The 18503-nt window shown below is 72.9% G+C and carries 13 protein-coding genes and 2 pseudogenes; 4 read left to right on the top strand and 11 right to left on the bottom strand.

The annotated features are described in order from the left end of the window. Window positions 1-239: 239 nt before the first annotated feature. A complete protein-coding gene (locus QF034_RS02510) occupies window positions 240-674 on the top strand; it encodes a protease inhibitor (RefSeq protein WP_307173328.1) in 435 nt (144 codons plus the stop codon). Window positions 675-829: 155 nt separating this feature from the next. Here the strand turns inward: QF034_RS02510 and QF034_RS02505 are convergent, their stop codons facing one another. The 9 genes from QF034_RS02505 to QF034_RS02465 all read right to left on the bottom strand — a co-directional run bounded on the left by QF034_RS02505 (window position 830) and on the right by QF034_RS02465 (window position 10381). After that, window positions 830-970 (bottom strand): CDGSH iron-sulfur domain-containing protein, encoded by a 141-nt coding sequence (locus QF034_RS02505; protein ID WP_086561427.1) that lies wholly within the window; start codon window positions 968-970, stop codon window positions 830-832. 106 nt (window positions 971-1076) lie between these two features. After that, window positions 1077-1730 carry a HemK2/MTQ2 family protein methyltransferase gene (locus QF034_RS02500; RefSeq protein ID WP_307173327.1) on the bottom strand — a complete coding sequence of 218 codons (654 nt, stop codon included), beginning with the start codon at window positions 1728-1730 and terminating at the stop codon, window positions 1077-1079. 21 nt (window positions 1731-1751) lie between these two features. Continuing rightward, entirely contained in the window at window positions 1752-2765 is a 1014-nt protein-coding gene (locus tag QF034_RS02495) for an iron-containing redox enzyme family protein (protein WP_307173326.1), read from the bottom strand. Between the two features lie 102 nt (window positions 2766-2867). Then, a complete protein-coding gene (locus QF034_RS02490; RefSeq protein WP_307173325.1) occupies window positions 2868-3056 on the bottom strand; it encodes a hypothetical protein in 189 nt (62 codons plus the stop codon). A 45-nt stretch (window positions 3057-3101) separates the two neighbouring features. After that, window positions 3102-4109 carry a Ppx/GppA family phosphatase gene (locus QF034_RS02485; RefSeq protein WP_307173324.1) on the bottom strand — a complete coding sequence of 336 codons (1008 nt, stop codon included), beginning with the start codon at window positions 4107-4109 and terminating at the stop codon, window positions 3102-3104. An 87-nt stretch (window positions 4110-4196) separates the two neighbouring features. Beyond that, the gene (locus QF034_RS02480) at window positions 4197-7019 is read right to left on the bottom strand and encodes an NHLP bacteriocin export ABC transporter permease/ATPase subunit (protein WP_307173323.1); all 2823 of its coding nucleotides are present in this window, start codon (window positions 7017-7019) and stop codon (window positions 4197-4199) included. A gap of 1 nt (window position 7020) precedes the next feature. Then, window positions 7021-9246 carry an NHLP family bacteriocin export ABC transporter peptidase/permease/ATPase subunit gene (locus QF034_RS02475; RefSeq protein ID WP_307173322.1) on the bottom strand — a complete coding sequence of 742 codons (2226 nt, stop codon included), beginning with the start codon at window positions 9244-9246 and terminating at the stop codon, window positions 7021-7023. Continuing rightward, on the bottom strand, window positions 9243-10049 hold the full coding sequence (locus QF034_RS02470) for a biotin/lipoyl-containing protein (protein WP_307173321.1): 807 nt from the start codon (window positions 10047-10049) through the stop codon (window positions 9243-9245). The genes QF034_RS02475 and QF034_RS02470 overlap by 4 nt, the downstream gene beginning before the upstream one ends. 116 nt (window positions 10050-10165) lie before the next feature. After that, a complete protein-coding gene (locus tag QF034_RS02465; RefSeq protein ID WP_307173320.1) occupies window positions 10166-10381 on the bottom strand; it encodes a type A2 lantipeptide in 216 nt (71 codons plus the stop codon). Window positions 10382-11124: 743 nt separating this feature from the next. Here QF034_RS02465 and QF034_RS02460 point away from each other — a divergent pair. Beyond that, the gene (locus tag QF034_RS02460; RefSeq protein WP_307173319.1) at window positions 11125-12600 is read left to right on the top strand and encodes a S1 family peptidase; all 1476 of its coding nucleotides are present in this window, start codon (window positions 11125-11127) and stop codon (window positions 12598-12600) included. Window positions 12601-13093: 493 nt separating this feature from the next. Here the strand turns inward: QF034_RS02460 and QF034_RS02455 are convergent, their stop codons facing one another. After that, complete coding sequence (locus tag QF034_RS02455; protein ID WP_370880930.1) at window positions 13094-15250, bottom strand: SpoIIE family protein phosphatase; 2157 nt, start codon at window positions 15248-15250, stop codon at window positions 13094-13096. Between the two features lie 281 nt (window positions 15251-15531). Between QF034_RS02455 and QF034_RS02450 the strand changes: the two are divergent. Next, window positions 15532-15789 (top strand): annotated as a pseudogene (locus QF034_RS02450) (helix-turn-helix domain-containing protein); the annotation flags it as partial. Window positions 15790-15791: 2 nt separating this feature from the next. Here the strand turns inward: QF034_RS02450 and QF034_RS02445 are convergent. Then, a pseudogene (locus tag QF034_RS02445) lies at window positions 15792-15920 on the bottom strand (DsbA family oxidoreductase); the annotation flags it as partial. 82 nt (window positions 15921-16002) lie between these two features. Between QF034_RS02445 and QF034_RS02440 the strand changes: the two are divergent. Next, window positions 16003-18453 (top strand): SpoIIE family protein phosphatase, encoded by a 2451-nt coding sequence (locus QF034_RS02440; RefSeq protein WP_307173317.1) that lies wholly within the window; start codon window positions 16003-16005, stop codon window positions 18451-18453. Window positions 18454-18503 lie beyond the last annotated feature (50 nt).

The raw sequence follows: 18503 nt of genomic DNA, 5'->3' as shown, positions 1-18503 counted from the left end.
TAACGAGCGCGCGGGAATCGGCCATCTGGCCGCTTCGTGTCGCCGGTGACCGTGTGGTTACGGGCTTCACGCGGGCGGATTCCGTAACTTCACGCCACTGATTCAACACGCAAGGTTACTGAAACCCGTGGGGTCGATGTGTGCTTCGGCGACGGACTCGGCAGACTCGCGTTCGCCGTCCCGGGCACCGACCGAGCACGGGCCGGCGCACCCTGTAATCGAGCGGAAGGATGCACACAATGCGGAACACCGCGCGCTGGGCCATGATCCTCGGACTGACGGCCACCGCCGTCTGCGGACCCCTCACCGGGGCCGCCCTCGCCACTCCGGGTCAGGCCCCCACCGCGCTCTACGCACCGTCGGCCCTCGTTCTCACGGTGGGTCACGGTGAGAGCGCGGCCGCCGCGACCCCGGAACGCGCGGTCACCCTGACCTGTGCACCGACGCCCTCCGGCACGCACCCGGTCGCCGGCTCCGCCTGCGCGGAACTGCGCGGCGTCGGCGGCGACATCTACGCCCTGACCGCGAGGGACGGCGTGATGTGCACCAAGCAGTACGACCCGGTGGTCGTCACCGTTGACGGTGTCTGGCAGGGCCAGAGGGTCTCGTACGAGCGCACGTTCTCCAACGAGTGCGTGAAGAACGCCTACGGCTCCGGCGTCTTCGCGTTCTGAGAGACCGGGATCGCGCTGTTCCCGTGAGGTACGGCGGTTCGAGGCTGGGGAGCCGGGCCGCTGACGCGGGGACCTGCGATCTCGCACAAGGGGGCCGGCGGGCGGAGTGGGGCCACCCGCCGGCCCCTGGGCTCACCGGCCACCGCGCACCGGGTTCAGACCCGGTCGCGGTGGCTCGTGTCGCACCACGGATAGCGGCGGCTGCGGCGGCAGGTGCACAGGGCCACGCGGAAGCGGTCCGAGGTGACGACGGAACCGTCCTCCAGTTCCACCTCCACCGGCCCCTCCATCAGCAGCGGACCCTTGCGCTGGACGGTGACTCGGCGCGGCGCCGTGGACCGGTCAGGCGTCGAGCGGTCAGACGTGGACCGGTCAGGCGTGGACCGGTCAGACGGGGAGCGCTCAGACGGGGAGTTCGGCACGGACGACCACCAGCTCTTCCTTGTCCTCGGCGGCGGGCAGCAGCCCCCGCTCCCGCAGCCAGCGTTCCCGGCCCCGCAGCACCGGGCCGAACGCGATCCGCCGCCGGCGCGTCACCGCGGCCTTCAGGCCGGACGCGCGCAGACACCCGACGGTCAGATCCGGGCCGCTGAGCGCGGACTGCACCACCAGCAGCACCCCGCCCGGACGCAGCAGGTCAGGCGCCTCCCGGCAGATCCGGTCCACGATCAGCCGTCCGTCGTCGCCCGCGTCCCACGCGCGGGCCGCGCCCCGCGGCCGTCCCGTGCCGCCCGGCGCCGGCACGTACGGCGGATTGGCCAGGATCAGGTCGAACGACTCGCCACGCACCGGATCGAAGAGGTTCCCGCGCCGGAGACGGACCGGCAGCCCCGACCGGGCGGCGTTCAGCCGCGCGGCCCACACCGCCCTCCGCGAGACGTCCACGGCGGTCACCCGGAAGCCCTGGCGCGCGGCCTCCAGGGCCAGGGCACCGCTGCCGGTGCCGACGTCCAGGACCTCCGCGCCCGGCGGCAACGGCTCGTCGGACAGGGCGCCGGCCAGCAGCTCGGTGTCTTCCTGCGGGGCGTACACGCCCGGGGGTACCAGTGGGTTCACGGCGCTCGGGTACCCGGCTCTTCAGGATATATGGGCTGTTTCACGGTCAAGCGGTGCACACAGTGACGAACGTGACGCACGCCAGTCGGCGAGCAGCCGGGCGCCGAAGCGGTCCTCGACGAACCCGGTGGCGTCGATCCCGAACGCGACGTCCGCGGCCAGCTGCGGCTCCTCCTCCAGCAGGCCGCCGATGACGTCGTGGCGCACCACCTGCTCGTGGACCGCGTCGGCCTCGACGTGCTCGTCGTAGAAGTGCTCGGCCGCCGGCCCGGCGCCGGTGCGGCGCATCGCCTCGGCGAGCCGCCGCGAACCCGGCGACGAGGTGATCTCGACCGTCGCGAAGTGGCCGACCAGGGCGCCCCTGAGTGACCGGTGCAGGCCGAAGAGGGACATGAGGTTCACGGTGACCAGGGCCTCGGCGCACGCCGCGTCGACGTAGCGGCCGTAGGTGGTGTCCAGCCCCAGATCCGTCATCAGGTCGGCGAACAGCCGGGCGTGCACACGGTCGGCCCGGCCGCCGCCCCACTCGTCGAACTCCACCGCCGCCATTCCCGCCTTCGCCCGGCCCCACAGCCGCGGCAGCACCCAGGCGTGCGGGTCGGCTTCCTTGAGGTGGTACAGGGAGCGCTGGGCCGCGTACTCGCGCAGGTGCCACAGCTCGCCCTCGTCGCGCAGGAAGTGGCTCACGCCCGTGCCGTCGACGGGCTCGACCAGGAGGCCCGCCAGCGCCCCGTCCACGCTGTCATGGACCCGCGCGTCGGCGCGCAGGGCGGACAGGAAGCGGTGTTCCAGGGCCGCGCGGGTGCGCAGCAGCTCGGGGTCCCACTCGCGGTCCGGGGACACCCCCGCGAACCCGCGGTAGTGCAGCTCGTAGCACAGGTACAGGGCCAGCTGGAGATCCTCGCCGTACACCGCGGCCCGGGCGACGTCCTCGAGGCGGGGCAGCCGGCCCGTACCCCGCAGGTACCCCTTGACGCCCTCGCTCAGTGGGCCGCGCGGGGCGGGCAGTCCTGGTGCTCCACGGTCGTGCTCCATGCGCCCCGGGTACCCGGCCGGCGGCCGGAGTCACCTACCCGCGTAGCGCCTGCGGAAAGGGGCCCCGGCACGCCGTGAAAGGGCCGGACCGGGTTCCTTCTCTCAGTCCCCGTGGGACTCCTCCTGGGCGCGCGTGTTGGGGGTGATGGCCTCTCCGGCCTCGCCCCGGTGGCGTCGCTGCTCGGCGGAGTCCTCGGTGCGGTTCTCGGCGTCCTCGACCTCGCGCAGGACCTCCTCCAGCGCCGTCTCGGGCTTCTTGCCGGAGCCGTCGTGGTTCTTCTCCTGGGACACGGGGGTCTCCTTCCGTTCGGTGTGTCCATTGTCGTCTGGTGGCGTTCAGGTGGAGGCGGCGGCGATGCGCAGCGGCACCGGGTCGGGAGGGTCCGCCTCCTCGGTGCGGCGGGTGACCTCCGCCCACCAGGCCGGGCCGTCCTCGATGTGCCGCAGCAGCACGCCCTCGCGGATCGCCCAGGGGCAGACCGTGACGGACCTGAGGCCGGTCAGCTTCATCGCGGTGTGCCCGACCACCGCTCCGGCCAGGCTCTGCGCGGCCCGCGGCGCGGAGATGCCGGGCAGCTGCGCGCGTTCGGCGGCGGGCAGGGCGGCCAGCCGCGGGATCGCCTCCCGCAGCGCCGCGCGGTGCAACACCCGGTCCACGAACGGGCCGTGGCGTCCGGGAGCCGTACCGCACAGCCGTCCCAGCTGCTGGAAGGTGCGGGAGGTGGCGACCGCGGTGCGCGGGCCCTCCCAGCGGATCCGTGCCGCGACGTCCCGCAGCTGGTGGCGGACCTTGCGGCGCAGCGCCCGCACCCGCTCCGGCGACGGCGGGTCCTCGTCCTGGAAGAACTCGTGGGTGAGCCGTCCCGCGCCCAGCGGCAGCGAGGCCACGAAATCGGGCAACCGGCCACGCCCGAAGGCGACTTCGAGAGAGCCGCCGCCGATGTCCAGCAGGGCGAGCGGACCCGACCGCCAGCCCATCCAGCGCCGGGCCCCGAGGAACGTCAGCTCCGCCTCGACCTCGCCCGGCAGGGTGCACAGGTCCACGCCGGTACGGGCCCGGACGGCGTGCAGCACCTCGTGCCGGTTCGACGCGCCGCGCACCACGGCGGTCGCGAACGCCAGCGGGGCGGCCGCGCCCCACCGGGCGGCGGTCCGGCCGGCCTCGGCGACCGCGTGCACCAGTTGTTCGACGGCCGGCTCAGGGATGGGTCCCCCCGGTGTGACCTGCTCGGACAGCCTGAGCCGCCACTTGGCGGTGTGCACCGGAAGCGGTACGCCGCCGTCCGCGTCCGCGACCACCAGTCTGACCGTGTTCGATCCCACGTCCACCACGCTGATTCGCATGGGCCGTGGGTACCCACTTCCCGGCGAGCCCAACGGTCAGGGCCCCGGCGTACGGCGAAGACACGCCACCGGGCGCGCCGGGGATCGTCACGCCATCTGGCGCCGTACCAGCTCGTGCAGCCGGCCGCCGGTGTCGGCGAGCAGCTGGGCGGGCGGGCCCTGCTGGACGACCTTGCCGTCCTCCATCACCACGACCCGGTCGGCGTCCATCACGGTCGACAGCCGGTGGGCGATGACGATCCGGGTGGCGTTGAGGGCCTTGGTGCTCTCGATGACCGTGCGCTGGGTCTCGTTGTCGAGGGCGCTGGTCGCCTCGTCGAAGAAGAGGATGCGCGGCCGGCGGATCAGCGCCTGGGCGATCATCAGCCGCTGGCGCTGGCCGCCGGAGACGGCGCCGCTGCCCGAGACGATGGTGTGCAGGCCCATCGGCATCCGCTTGATGTCCTCGGCGAGCCCGGCCATCTCGGCCGCCGCCATCGCCTCCTCCGGCGTGTACGGCTCGGTGCCGCAGATGACGTCCAGGATCGAGCCGGTGAACGGCTGCGCGTGCTGGAGCACCACCCCGCACTGGCGGCGCACCGCCGACTGGTCGAGCGCGGCCAGGTCCTGACCGTCGTAGAGGACGCTGCCCGACACCGGGCGGTCGAAGCCGATCAGCAGGCGCAGCAGCGTCGACTTGCCGCAGCCGCTCGGGCCGACGACCGCGACGAACTCGCCCGGCCGCACCTCGAACGACACGTCGTCCAGCACGAGCGGACCGTCGTCCGAGTAGCGGAAGGACAGCCGCCGCGCCTCCAGCGCCCCGGACAGCGGGCCCGGACGCGTGCTCGCCGTGCGCACCTCCGGCGTCGCGTCCAGCACCGGCTTGATCTCCTCGAACAGCGGCAGCGCCGCCACGGCCGAGACGAACGCGCCCGTCAGCTGGGTCACCGAGGTCAGCACCATCGTCACCGAGGTGTTGAAGGTGAGGAACGCGGCCGCCGACATCGATCCCCGGGCCGGACCCGCCAGCAGCATGAACATCAGCAGCGTGCACAGCGGCAGATACACCGCGCCCAGCACCGTCGTGAGGTTCTTGATGCGGCCGACCTTCTGCTGGAGCTCACGGCTGCGCGCGAACTGGGACGCCCACGCGGCGTACGCGTAGTTCTCGGCGGCGGCCACCCGCAGCTTGGGCAGACCGCGCAGCGTCTGGAAGGCCTGGTTGTTCAGCTTGTTGCTGAGCACGACCAGCCGCCGCTGCCACCGCACCTGCCACAGCCCCAGCCCGAGGAACACGGCCGCGATGACCACGAGCATGCCGATCGCGGCCATCGCCATCGGCACGCTGAACCACAGCAGCAGCCCCAGGTTCATCGCCCCGACCGTCACCGACTGGGCGACCGTCGGCCCGACTCCCGCCAGCAGTCTGCGGATCGAGCTGATGCCCATGGCCGCGCTGGCCAGTTCGCCGGTGGAGCGCTCGGTGAAGAACCTCGTCGGCAGCCTCAGCAGCCGGTCCCACACGGCCGGCTGGAGCGTGGCCTCGACCCGGCCCTCCAGCCGCAGGATGGTCAGGTTCTGCAACAGCATGAAGGCCGCCGACACCACGCTGCTGAGCATCACCGCCATACAGACCTGCACGATGAGGTCCGTCTGCGCCTTCGGCACGAACTCGCCGAGCACCTTGCCGGTCGCGATGGGCACCAGGGCGCCGATCGCCACCGTGACCAGTCCGCTGAGCAGCAGCCCCGTCAGGTCTCCCCGAATGCCCTGCATGCAGAACCGCAGCAGCCTCAGCGGACTGAGCCCCCGTTCCGGCAGCGGGCGGTAGAACATCACCGCGCGCGGCTCGAACTCGTCGGCGTTGGCCTTCTCGATCGGCGTCTCGCGGCCGGTCGACGGATGGACGGCGACGTATCCGCCGCGCCGCCACAGCAGCGCCACCGGCGCGCCCGACAGGGCACGGTGACCGACCAGCGGCCCGACGTTGTCCCGCCACCAGCGGCCGTCCAGGCGCACGGCCCGGGTGCGGACGCGGGAGGCCAGGGCGACCTGCTCGACCGGGTCGAGGCGGTCGCCGCCGGTGCCCTTCTGGGTGGGCTCGGTGAGGCTGATCCCGGCGGCCTGCGCGACCAGCTTGCACGCCGCGTACGTGGCGTCGGCGTCGGCCGCGGTGGTCCGCTTCGACGACCGCTTGCCGATGGAGGCGAGCAGCGTCTGGTCGGCCTGGGCGCGTACCGCCTCACCGGCCTTGATGCCCTCGGCCGTGCGCGACTCGTGGGTGCGCTCCAGCTGCTCGATCCAGCGGTCCAGCGTGGTCAGCAGGCGGTACTGCTGGTCGACCATGGACTGCCACAGCGCCGGGTCCATCAGCAGGTCGGCCGCGGCCTCCGCGCCGTACAGCGAGCCGTACTGCACGCTGCCCGGCGGCACCTGCATCCAGAACACGTCGTCGTCCGTGGGCGCGGCGGCCCCTTCGGTGGCCATCGGCGCCTGGAAGAGGATCGACAGGCTCCGGCCGACACCCAGGGCGAGGGCGTACTCCAGCGGACTCGTCGTCGGCGGCACGTACTGCGGGTTGCCGTACTCGTCGTACGACCAGGTCGCGGTGTTGGCGGGCTGGTACAGCTCGCGCAGGCCGATGCGGTGCACCACGCAGTCCCGCAGCGGGCGGGCCACCAGCGTGTGCTGGGGCCCCGGCACCGGTCCGAGCACCAGCGAGCCCGCCTCCAGGCGGCCCAGATGGTGCCAGTGGCCCTGCTGGCCGGCGTCCACCGCGAACAGGTCGACGGCACCCGACGCGACCAGCCACAGCACCTGCGGGCCCTCCAGGTCCAGGCGGTTGAACCCGGCGCAGTCGATGCGCGAGCCCATCTGCCCGAACGCGTTGAGGACGAGGTCGCCCTCATGTCCCTGAACGGCCGTCATCTCACCGCTCCCTGACCAGTGCCGCGTAGGCTCCGCCGCGCGCCACCAGGTCCTCGTGCCGTCCCCGCTCCACGACCGTGCCGTGCTGGAGGACGACGATCTCGTCACTGTCGCGGACGGTGCTGAGCCGGTGCGCGATCACCACACAGGCACAGCCGCGCCTGCGCAGGTTGTCCATCACGACCAGCTCGGTCTCCGCGTCCAGCGCGCTCGTCACCTCGTCGAGCACCAGGATGCTCGGCCGGCGCACCAGCGCCCGCGCGATCTCCAGGCGCTGGCGCTGCCCGCCGGAGAAGTTGCGCCCGTCCTGCTCGACCTTGCTGTGGATGCCGCCCGGACGCCGCGTGATCACGTCGTACAGGGCGGCGTCGCGCAGCGCGTCCTCCACCGCCTCGTCCGGGATCGACGGGTCCCACAGCGCCACGTTGTCGCGGACCGTGCCCTCGAAGAGGAACACGTCCTGGTCGACGAAGGAGACGGAGGCGGCCAGCGCCCCGCGCGGGATGTCCTCGATACGCTGTCCGTCGATGCGGATCACGCCGTCCCACGGCGCGTACAGGCCGGAGATCAGCCGGGACACCGTGGACTTGCCGCTGCCGGACCCGCCGACCAGCGCGACCTGCTGACCCGGACCGACCGTCAGGTCGAAGCCGGTGAGCAGGGGCTTGTCGAGCGGGCTGTAGCCGAAGGTGATGTTCTCCAGCTCGACATGGCCCTGCAGGCGGCGCGTCGACTCGCCGGACTCGGGGCGGCCGTAGAGCGGATCGGCCTTGAAGTTCTCCACGTCCTTCAGCCGCGCCACGTCGGCCGCGAAGTCCTGGATGCGGCCCGCGACGCCGTTGAGCCGGGTCAGCGGGGCCGTGAACCGGGTGACCAGGGCCTGGAAGGCGACCAGCAGACCGACCGAGATGTGGCCCTCGACCGCCCGCATGCCGCCGATCCAGAGGATCAGCGCGCTGTTCAGGGTCGCGAGCGTCGGCGCGACCACGCCCAGCCAGGCGCTCGGCACACCGAGCCGCTGCTGCTCCTCCAGCGTGGTGGCGTGCTGCCCGGCCCACTTGCGGAAGTAGCCGTCCTCGCCGCCGGTCGCCTTCATCGTCTCGATCAGCTGGAGGCCGGTGTAGGCGGTGTTGGTGAGCCGGGCCGTGTCGGCGCGCAGCTTCGCCGTGCGCGTGGCGCGCAGCCGGATCACCACCCGCATCGCGACGATGTTCAGCAGCGCCACGCCGATGCCGACGAACGTCAGCTGCGGGTCGTAGGTGTACAGCAGCACCGCGTACAGGACGACGACGACCGCGTCCACGCCCGCCGCCGCGAGGTCGCGGGACAGCGTCTCGGCGACCGCGTCGTTGGACTGGAGCCGCTGCACCAGGTCGGCCGGGCTGCGCTGGGAGAAGAACGTCACCGGCAGCCGCAGCAGATGGCGCAGGAAGCGGGCGCTGGACAGGGTGGAGGAGATGATGCGGCCGCGCAGCAGGTTGGCCTGCTGGAGCCAGGTGAGCACGACCGTGAGCAGCACGCACGCCGCCATCGACGCGAACAGCACGCCCAGCAGCGAGGTCTGGTTCCCGATCAGGAACTCGTCGATGTAGGTGCGGCTGAGCGCGGGCACCGCCGCGCCGACCGCCACCAGGAGCAGGCTCGACAGGACGGCGGCGGGCATCGTGCCCGCGGTGCCGCGCAGCCGCGCGGGCATGGCGCCCAGGATGCCGGGCTTGCGGCCGCCCCGGGTGAAGTCCTCGCCGGGTTCCATGACGAGCACGACACCGGTGAAGCTGCCGTCGAAGTCCTCCATGGGGACGAAACGGCGGCCCTTGCCGGGGTCGTTGATGTAGACGCCGCGGCGGCCGAAGCGGCGGCCCATGCCGTCGTAGACGACGTAGTGGTTGAACTCCCAGAACAGGATGGCCGGCGACTTCACCTCGGCGAGGGCGGCCAGGTCCATCTGCATGCCCTTGGCCGTCAGGCCGTAACTGCGGGCTGCCTTGAGGAGGTTGCTGGCGCGCGAGCCGTCGCGGGAGACGCCGCAGGCGATGCGCAGCTCCTCCAGCGGGACGTGCTTGCCGTAGTGGCCGAGCACCATCGCCAGGGAGGCGGCGCCGCACTCGACGGCCTCCATCTGGAGCACGGTGGGCGTGCGGACGGTCTTCGCCCCGGCCTTGGGCACCTTGCGCCTGGGCGGGGCGGCGCGGCGCCGGCCCCGGGTGTCCGGTGCGGTCGCGGTCACGGCAGCAGCCAGTCGACGGGACGCTGGTCGGCCAGCCGGATCGACCCCGAGGCCAGCGTCATGGAGGTCAGCTTGAACGGCGGCCCGTCCGCGGACGACCACTTGTACCCGCTCTTCGTGGCGGACGACTTGTCCAGCCGGACCGTCACGGCCACCGGCCTGCCCTTCTTCGTGAACTGCTCGCCCAGCTGGCTGTCCCCGAGGAACGCGGCGATCTGCTGCGGGGACTGGGCCGCGCGGTCCACGGACTTCACATGGCCGCGCAGCACGCCGTACTCCTGCGTCGGCACCGACTGCACGGTCAGGTCGACGGCGGCGTCGTCGGGTATCGAGGCGGCGTTCTCGGCGGGGACGTAGACCGTCGCGTACAGCGCGTCCTTGGTGTGGGCGACCTTCTCGACGGAGGCGACGTTCGCGCCGGTCTGGATGATCTGCCCGACGGTCGCGGCGAGCGCGGAGACACGGCCCGCGTCGAGGGTGCGGACGACGGTTTCGCCCTTGGGCGTACGGACCTTGAGCACGGGGGAGTTCGCCGGCAGCGTCTCGCCCTGCTGCGCGAGCACCGCGGTGACCTGGCCCGCGACGGGGCTCTGCAGGAGGTAACTGCCCTGCCCGTGCGTGAGGATGGCGGGTGCGCTGACGGTGGAGGTCACCGAGCCGGTCACCGCCCATACCGAGGCGGCCGCCATCGCGACGACCGTCACCGAGAGCACCAGCCAGCCCTGCGGGCGGGCGAAACGCACCGGAAGGTCGAGTTCCTCAGGTGACTGGAGCTTGGCGAGGGCCTGTTGGCGGAACTGCAAGGAACTTCCCTCACCCGTAGAAGAGGTTCTTACGGCCGTAGCAGAGGCTGTTACGGCACCCGAAGATCCCGGAACCGCCGGCTGCGGCTCCGGGAGTCAACGGCACTGGGGCTCGATCAGAGACCGGAGACCAGGTTGGTGACCGGGGCCGTGTTCAGGCCGGTGACACCCTCGACCGTGCCGACGGCCGTGTCGACCACGCCGGAAACCGGAGCGATGCCGTCGACGGTGTCGGTGACGGTGTTGACAGCGTTCACGGACAGGCCGCCGGAGATGGCGTCGAGCTGGGCGTCAGCGATCTCGACGGTCTCAACCTGGGGGGTGGAGTTCATGATGGAACTTCCCTTCATATGGATATCTCACAAGGGGGGAGCGGCCCCCTCTGGGGACAGATGACGGCCGCGACCGCGGGTGCCGGACTCTCGTTTCCGAGTGCCCTGTGCGGCCCCCGCAGTGCGATGGATCAAAGCACGCTGCGGGCGCGGGCTTCCAATCAACCACCCGTCCCACCAGGCAACTTGCGCCTCAGCCGCACCGAAGAGTGCAGGTCTGCGCACGCCTTCGTGGCCAGTTCTTCACATGCGTCACGGCATCGGCTCATCGGGCCCCTTGTTCCGGGGAGCGGCGAATCCGGCACTCCCGCCCCAAAGGCGTGACCGACGCGGTCGGCGCGTGGTCAATCCTCGACTCGGTGACCGGGTTGAGCATTCGGTGTGCAGATTCGCTGAAGGTGGGATTCGACTCCGTGATCACAACAGATCGTTCCCGCTCGGATACGGACTGTGTCGGTTCGGTGGGTCGTCACTGGAGCTGTGGCTGACACGCCGTCATCCGGCCATGGGCGGCCGTGGGCCGACGCCCCTCGCCTTCTGCGGCGTGCCGCTGTGACCAGGACGGTCGCAGACCGCGCGGTCGGTGCGCGGGTGGCGGGAGTTGGCTGATTCCGCGATGCGAACGGATCACTTGCAAACGGAATTGAACGCCCCAGGAAGCCCGTGCGTACCAACAGCCATCCAGGCGCCCCCCAAAGCTGCCGGACGGCGGCACCTACTCCGTTCCCCAGGAGGAGAGAAGTTTGAGTCACAAGCGAATTCCGAAGCGCAAGGCCGCGATAGCGGCGGGCAGCGTGGTGGCGCTCGGCGCGGCCGCGATCCTGCTCCCCAACGCCAACGCCTCGCAGGACGGTTCGTCCGACGGCGCGGCGGCCGCGCCGAAGACCCTGAAGGCGGGCGACGCCTCGGATCTCGCCTCGCAGCTCTCCGGGCTCCTCGGTGAGGCGTTCGGCGGCTCCTACTACGACAGCGACAGCCAGCAGCTCGTCGTCAACGTCGTACCGGGCGACAACAACAACGTGGTCGTGCAGGCGAAGGCGGCGGGCGCGAAGGTCCGCGAGGTCGACAACAGCTGGTCGGAGCTGAAGAGCGGGGCGCAGACCCTGAAGTCGGACGCGACCATCGCGGGCACCTCGTGGTCGATCGACCCGGTCACCAACAAGCTCCTGGTGACGGCCGACAGCACCGTGACCGGCGCCAAGTGGGACAGACTGGAGTCCACCGTGCAGAGCCTCGGCTCCGGCATGGCGACCCTCAAGAAGTCCTCGGGCACGTTCAAGCCGTTCGTCTCGGGCGGTGACGCCATCTTCGCGGGCGGCTCGCGCTGCTCCCTCGGCTTCAACGTCACCGCGGGCGACGGCTCGCCGGCCTTCCTGACGGCCGGTCACTGCACCCTCGGCGGCAACGAGTGGTCGGACACGCAGGGCGGCCAGCCGATCGCCACCGTCGACCAGGCGACCTTCCCCGGCGACGGCGACTTCGCGCTGGTGAAGTACGACGACCCGGCGACCGAGGCGCCCAGCGAGGTCAACACCGGCGACCAGACCGTCCAGATCACCGAGGCCGCGGAGGCGACCGTCGGCCAGGAGGTCTTCCGGATGGGCAGCACCACCGGGCTCAACGACGGCCAGGTCCTCGGCCTCGACGCCACGGTGAACTACCCGGAGGGCACGGTCACCGGCCTCATCCAGACCGACGTCTGCGCCGAGCCCGGCGACAGCGGCGGCTCGCTGTTCACCCAGGACGGTCTCGCGATCGGCCTGACCTCGGGCGGCAGCGGTGACTGCACGGCCGGCGGCGAGACGTTCTTCCAGCCGGTGACCACCGCCCTGGAAGCCGTGGGCGCGACCCTCGGCGCGGGCGGCGCGGCCGGCGGCGCGGGTGGAGAGGCCGGTGCGGGCGAGGGAGCCGGTGCCGGCGACGACGCCGGCGCTGGTGCCGGTGCCGGTGAGGAAGCGGGCGCCGGTGAGGAGGCTGGAGCCGGTGAGGCCGGTGCGGGCGGCGAGGCCGGTGCCGGTGAGGAGGCCGGTGCAGGCGGCGAGGCCGGTGCCGGTGAGGAAGCCGGCGCTGGTGCCGGTGCCGGTGAGGAGGCCGGGGCCGGGGCCGGTGCTGGTGCCGGTGAGCAGGCCGGCGGCGAGGAAGCGGGCGCCGGTGCGGGCGCCGGTCAGGACGCGGGCCAGGGTGCCGAGGACCACTCCGGTCTGACCGAGTCCCGCTGACCCGAAGACGTCGGCAAACGGTCCGACGATGCCGGCCTGGTTCCGCCACCTCCCTGGCGGGACCGGGCCGGCACACCGGCGTTTCCGTCGCCGAGTGGCTTGAGGCGTGCTCGGGCGGCTGGGGCGGGGGGTTCGTGGGCGTTCCCGGTCGCTGACCGGGCCGAGCCGGGGTTCCGGGTCGGCGGCGTCCACCGGCGTTTCCGTCGCCGAGTGGCTTGAGGCGTGCTCGGGCGGTTCTGGGGCCGGGGCGCTCGTGGGCGTTCCCGGTCGCCGGCCGTGGGCCTGGGCGGACAGCGCGGCGACGGTGGCGATGTCGGACAGGGCCGAGCCGCGGTTCCGGGCCGGCCCGGCCACGGGCGTGCGAAGCCACCGACCGGCCTGCGCCGCGCTTTCGCGGTTTCGGTCGGCGGTGGACCGGGTCGGTCCTCCGGCGGGAGGACCGGCCCGTCCGCGTGTCGGCGGAGTTCCGCGGGAGAACGGAACGTCCGGGGCCCTACCCGACGGCCCTGAGCAGCAACAGGGCGATGTCGTCGAGCCGTTCCTCTCCGTCCGCGCGGTGGTGCTCCGGACGGACGAGGCTGTCGGCCAGCTCGTCCAGCGGCTGGTCCCCGGCGTCGGCCAGGCGACGGCCCAGGCCCGCGAGGGCCTCCTCGAAGTCGGTGCCGGGGGACTCGACCAGCCCGTCGGTGTAGAGGACGAGCAGGGAGCCGGGGGCGAAGGCGACCTCCGTCGTCGGGTACACCGCGGAGGCGTCGATGCCCAGCAGCGGGCCGCCGGCCAGGTCGAGCACGCGTACCCGCCCGTCCGGGCGTCTCAGCAGCGGCGGCGGATGACCCGCCCGGGACATCACGGCCCGGCCGCGCGCCGGGTCGAGCCGCAGGTACAGGCAGCTGGCGAACAGGTCGGCCCCCAGGTCCAGCAGCAGCCGGTTGGTGCTGCGCATGACCTCCTCGGGCGCCTGCCCCACGGCCGTGTACGCGCGCACCGCGGTGCGGACCTGCCCCATCAGCCCGGCCGCCGTGACGTTGTGGCCCTGCACGTCCCCGATCACCGCCGCCGCCATGCCCTGGGTGCGCACCAGGTCGTAGAAGTCGCCGCCGATGTCCATGCCCTGCGTGGCCGGCACATAGCGGGCGGCCGCCTCGATGCCGGGCAGCGACGGCAGGGAGTGCGGCAGCAGCGCCTCCTGGAGGCCGTGCGCGAGCCGGTGCTTGGCGTCGTAGAGCAGCGCCCGCTCCAGCGCCTGGGCGATCAGCCCGGCCAGGCTGGTCATCACCGCCCGTTCCTCCGTCGGGAAGGGGTGCGGCTCGGCGTAGGAGAGCACGCACGTCCCCACCGGCCGACTCTGGACGATCAGCGGCAGATACGCCCAGGCCGCGAACCCGTCGGGCCGCGCGCCCCGCGCCGGGTAGAGGCGCTCCAGCTGCTCCTGCGACTCGAAGAAGGCGGGCACGCCCGTCCGCAGCACGTGCGTGCCGGGGGTCGGTTCGGTCAGCGGCATCCCGTCGAACCGTTCCACCACGGACGCGTCCCGGTACCCGCGATGCCCGAGCACCCGCAGCCGGTTGGCCCGCGAGCCCAGCAGGACCAGAGCCTGGCTGCCCACGGCCGGGGCGATCTCGTCCGCGACCAGCTGCACCACGTCCTGCACCCCGACCGCCTCGGTGAGCGCACTGGCCAGGTTCAGCACCTGCGTGATGGTGACCAGCCGGGTCGGCGTCCCGTCGGGCGGCGGTGCGGTCCGGTTCATCTCCGCCATGGCCCGCGCCCGGGTGATCCGGACGCTGAGGCCGGTCGTGCTCGGATACAACCGGAACGACAGCCACTCCCCGGGCGGGCGCAGCGCCACGAACGAGGCGGTGTGCTGGCTCATCAGCGCGGCCCGGTAACGGTCCTCGTACACCGGGTCGTTGAGCCACGGCACCGACGCCCACAGCTGGGTGCCGAGCAGCCGGCTGACCGGGACGTTCAGCAGCTCGGCCGCCGCCGCGTTGACGAAGCCGATCCGCCCGTGCAGATCCAGCGAGACCAGCCCGTACGGCAGCCGGCTCACCATCCGGGCCGCCTCGACCGTGCCGAGCGTGCCGGCCATCCCGCCCACCAGCGGCGAGGCGACCAGATCCGTCTCGGGATGCGGCGGGATGCTGTGCTCGGCGGCCCGCTCCAGCCGGACCGCCAGCCGCCCGCAGGCCGCCGTCAGATGCTCGCGCTCCCGGTCGGACAGATCCTGCGGATGCCCGCCCGGCCAGGTCACGAACACCGCGCCGTACACGGTGGACTCGGTGGCCACCGGCACCGCGGCCAGGGCGAACGGATAGGGCAGCACCATGGCGATCCGCGGGTAGCGGCGGGCCATCTCCTCCTCGCCGCCGACCCACACCAGCCGCCGCTCGCGCGCCGCGTCGGCGACCGGGATCGGCGCGCTCAGCCCCACCCGCTCCCAGGGCGCCGCAAAGGCCCGGGGCAGCCCCGCCATCACCGCCATCTCCAGCACGGGCTGGTCCCGGCCCAGCAGGTACACCGCGCCGGAGTGGGCGTGCACCTCGTCCATCATCGAGGCCAGCGCAAGGGACAGCAGGGGACGGCCGACCGGCGTCCTGGCGGCTGCCGGCGCCTGTGCGGACGACTGCCCGTCGGACACGCCGACCACCTCCTCGCACGGCCGCGCGACCGGACTCAGGAACAAATGTCCTCCCTGGCGGCCCGCCGCGCACGACGAGCGGCCCGGGGGGCCCGACCTGGTTACCGTCGGTCACACACGCGCGGCCCCCTTGCAGGCGCCCGCGTACCCCGACCGCCGCGACCCATGCCGCCGAAGCCGAAGCGCGTCAGGGCGTATGGGCGCCGCGCGTGCGCCCCCACGCACGTCGAGCTCACCACACGACGAGCTCGACATGACGACGTGGCGTACGGCGAGCCGAGGGGGTGGCAGTGATCCGGGTGCTTCTGGTGCACGACGAGTGTCTGGTGCGATCGGTGCCGGCGGAGTGGCTGCGGGACCAGCCCGATCTCGCGGTGCACGACACATCGTGGCGTGGCGCGCCCGGCCTGCTGTCGTCCGTCCGGCCGGACGTGTGCGCGGCGGATCTGGAGTGCGCGGATTCCTACGGCATCCCTCCGCTGGGCGAGCTGTGCCGGCCGGGCCCGGACCGGACGCCCCCACGCTTGCTCGTGCTCGCCAGTGCGAACCTGAAGACGGAGCGCTCCTCGGCGAAGTTCGCCCGGTAGAGCAGGTCGAGCAGCCGCTCCTGGTGCCCCTGCTCCTTGGCGAAGTGCAGCAGGCGGTGCATGTCGAAGGTGCTGCCGTGGTCGCGGCCCCGTTCGGTGGCTTTCGAGCGCCCGTGCCGGCCCGGCTCCACGGAACGCTCACGGGGGCTGCGCGGGTGTCTCATAAGCGCTGTAATGGCCAACGTGGTCAGTGAGGGCGCCCAAGAGCGCGGAACGCGAACGCTGCGTGCCGAAGGTGCCCTCAAAGCGATCGCGGTCGATCAGGAGTCGCCCGAACGGGTGCACCGCACCCTCGAACAGGCACTCGTCTTCGCCGGTGCCGCGTTCGTCGCCGTGTACGCGCCCGGCCAGGACGGGGAACTGCTCTGCCTCGTCGAGTCGGCCGGCGTGCCCAGGACGCTGTACGGGCTGCGCGACAGCTACCCGTGCGCCGGGCGGTCCCCGGTGGCCGAGGCCCACCGCGGCGGACGGCCGGTCTCGATGGGCCCGGCCGAACTCGCCGCGCACGCCCCGTTGCGGCGCGTGCCGTCCCAGGACTTCCATCTGATGGCCCTGCCCCTGCACGGGAACGGCGGCGGTTGCCTGCTCGCCGTGAGCGAGCGCTCCGCCGGGTTCGACACCGACGACCGCACGTGCCTGGAACTCGTCTCCGAGGCGGTCGCCTTCACAGCCCCGGCCGCGCCCGCCGAGGGGGGTGACCCGCCGCCGGGCGCCTTCAGCCTCGCCATGGACACCGGCCGCGTCCGGGTCGGCGACGATCTGCTGGACCTGTTCGGCCTGGACCCCGTGGAGTTCGACGGCCGGGTCGAGACCCTGCTCGGCCTGACCGTGCCGGAGGACCTGCCCTCGCTGATGTCCGTCGTGGAGGCGGACCACATGTCCATCGGCGACCGGGAGCTGGAGTTCCGGGTGCTCCAGCCCACCGGGCCGCCGAAGTGGCTCCGGCTGAGCGGGCGTCTCCTGCCCGGCGGCGAGGGCCACCCGGCGCGGCTCGTGGGCACCGTCGCCGACGCCTCCACCCTGCGCTCCGACGTCACCGACGTGGCCCGTGTCCAGCGTCTGGCCACCGCGCTGGCCACCGCCGTCACCGTCCGCGACGTCGGCGACGCCGTGGTCGCCGCCCTGCGCCGGCCGCTCGGGGCCGACCGGATCGCCCTCGCCGAGCTGGAGAGCGACCGGCTCGTCGTCACCGTCCTCGACCCGCCCGAACCCGAGGTCTGGCCCGAGCTGTGGCGCGCGGAGTGGCGCGGCGAGTGGCCCGACGCGCCCGTGCGCGCCATGCCCACCCTCGCCGCCGCGCTGCGCGAGGGCCGGGCCCGGATCTGGCCCGCCGGCAGCCCCCTGGAACGCGCCCTGGCCGAGGTCGGCCCCGGCGGCCTCGCCGTCCTGCCGCTGCCCGCCGGGAACCGGATGGCCGGAGCCTGCCTGATCGGCTGGGACACCCCGCACGACTTCGGCACCGACGAACGCGCCCTGCTCACCGCCTGCGCCGGCCTCGCCGGACAGGCCCTGGTGCGGGCCCGGGCCTTCGACGCCGAACACGAACTCGTCGGCATGCTCCAGCGCCAGCTGCTGCCGCGCCGCCTGCCCCGGCTGCCCGGCGCGGTCGCCGTCGCCCGCTACCTGCCCAGCACGGCGGGACTCGAACTCGGCGGCGACTGGTACGACGTCATCCCGCTGCCCGACCACCACGTCGCCCTGATCATCGGCGACGTCCAGGGACACAGCGCCGGCGCCGCCACCCTCATGGGCCAGATGCGCACCGCCCTGCGCGCCTACGCCGTCGAGGGACACCCGCCCGACGTGGTGGTCGGGCACGCCAACCGGCTGCTCATGGACATGGAGAGCGACCTCTTCGCCACCTGCGCCTATGTCGACATCGACCTGGAGGAGGGCTCCGCCTGGTGCGTGCGCGCCGGGCACCTGCCGCCGGTGCTGCGGTACCCGGACGGCCGGACCGAGATCGCCGAGGCCGAGGGCGGCCCGCCCCTCGGGGTGATCACCCAGGCCGACTTCCCCATGAGCCCGCTGCGCCTTGCGCCCGGCACCGTGATCGCTCTGGCCACGGACGGGCTCGTCGAGACGCCCGGCACCGACATCGACGAGGGCATGGCCCGCCTCGCCGGCCGGCTGGCCGACGCCGCCCCCGCCGACCTCGGTCTCGTCGCCGACGCCCTCCTCGGAAACGCCCCGCGCAGCGATGACGTCGCCCTGCTCCTGGTGCGCTACGACGGCATGGACCTGCGCCCGCTGCGGGAGAGCTGGACGGTGTGGCGCGTGCCGCAGGCGGTCGGGCACGCCCGCCGCTTCGCCCGGCGCACCCTGCGCGCCTGGGGCGTCACCGAGGACGTCGACGCCGTCCTGCTCGTCGTCTCCGAACTCGTCACCAACGCCCTCGTCCACACCGACGGCCAGGTCCGCATGGACCTCACGCTCATCAACAACCGCCTGCGCGTCGCCATCGCCGACGCCTCCCCGCGCAGCCCGGTACGGCCGGCCAGCATCAGCTGGGAGGCCACGGGCGGCCGGGGCATCCTCCTCGTCGAGGCCCTGTCAGCGACGTGGGGGACTCTGCCGGTCAGCGGCGGCAAGCAGGTGTGGGCGGAGATCGCGCTCGGGCGGTGAAGACCCTCCAGGATCACCTGTGACCGGGCCCGTTCGCCGGGGTACCCGGG

The sequence above is a fragment of the Streptomyces africanus genome (assembly GCF_030816955.1).
GTDB lineage: Bacteria > Actinomycetota > Actinomycetes > Streptomycetales > Streptomycetaceae > Streptomyces > Streptomyces africanus.
Note: the sequence above shows the minus strand (reverse complement) of the source record. Positions and strands in the feature narration are given on the sequence as shown.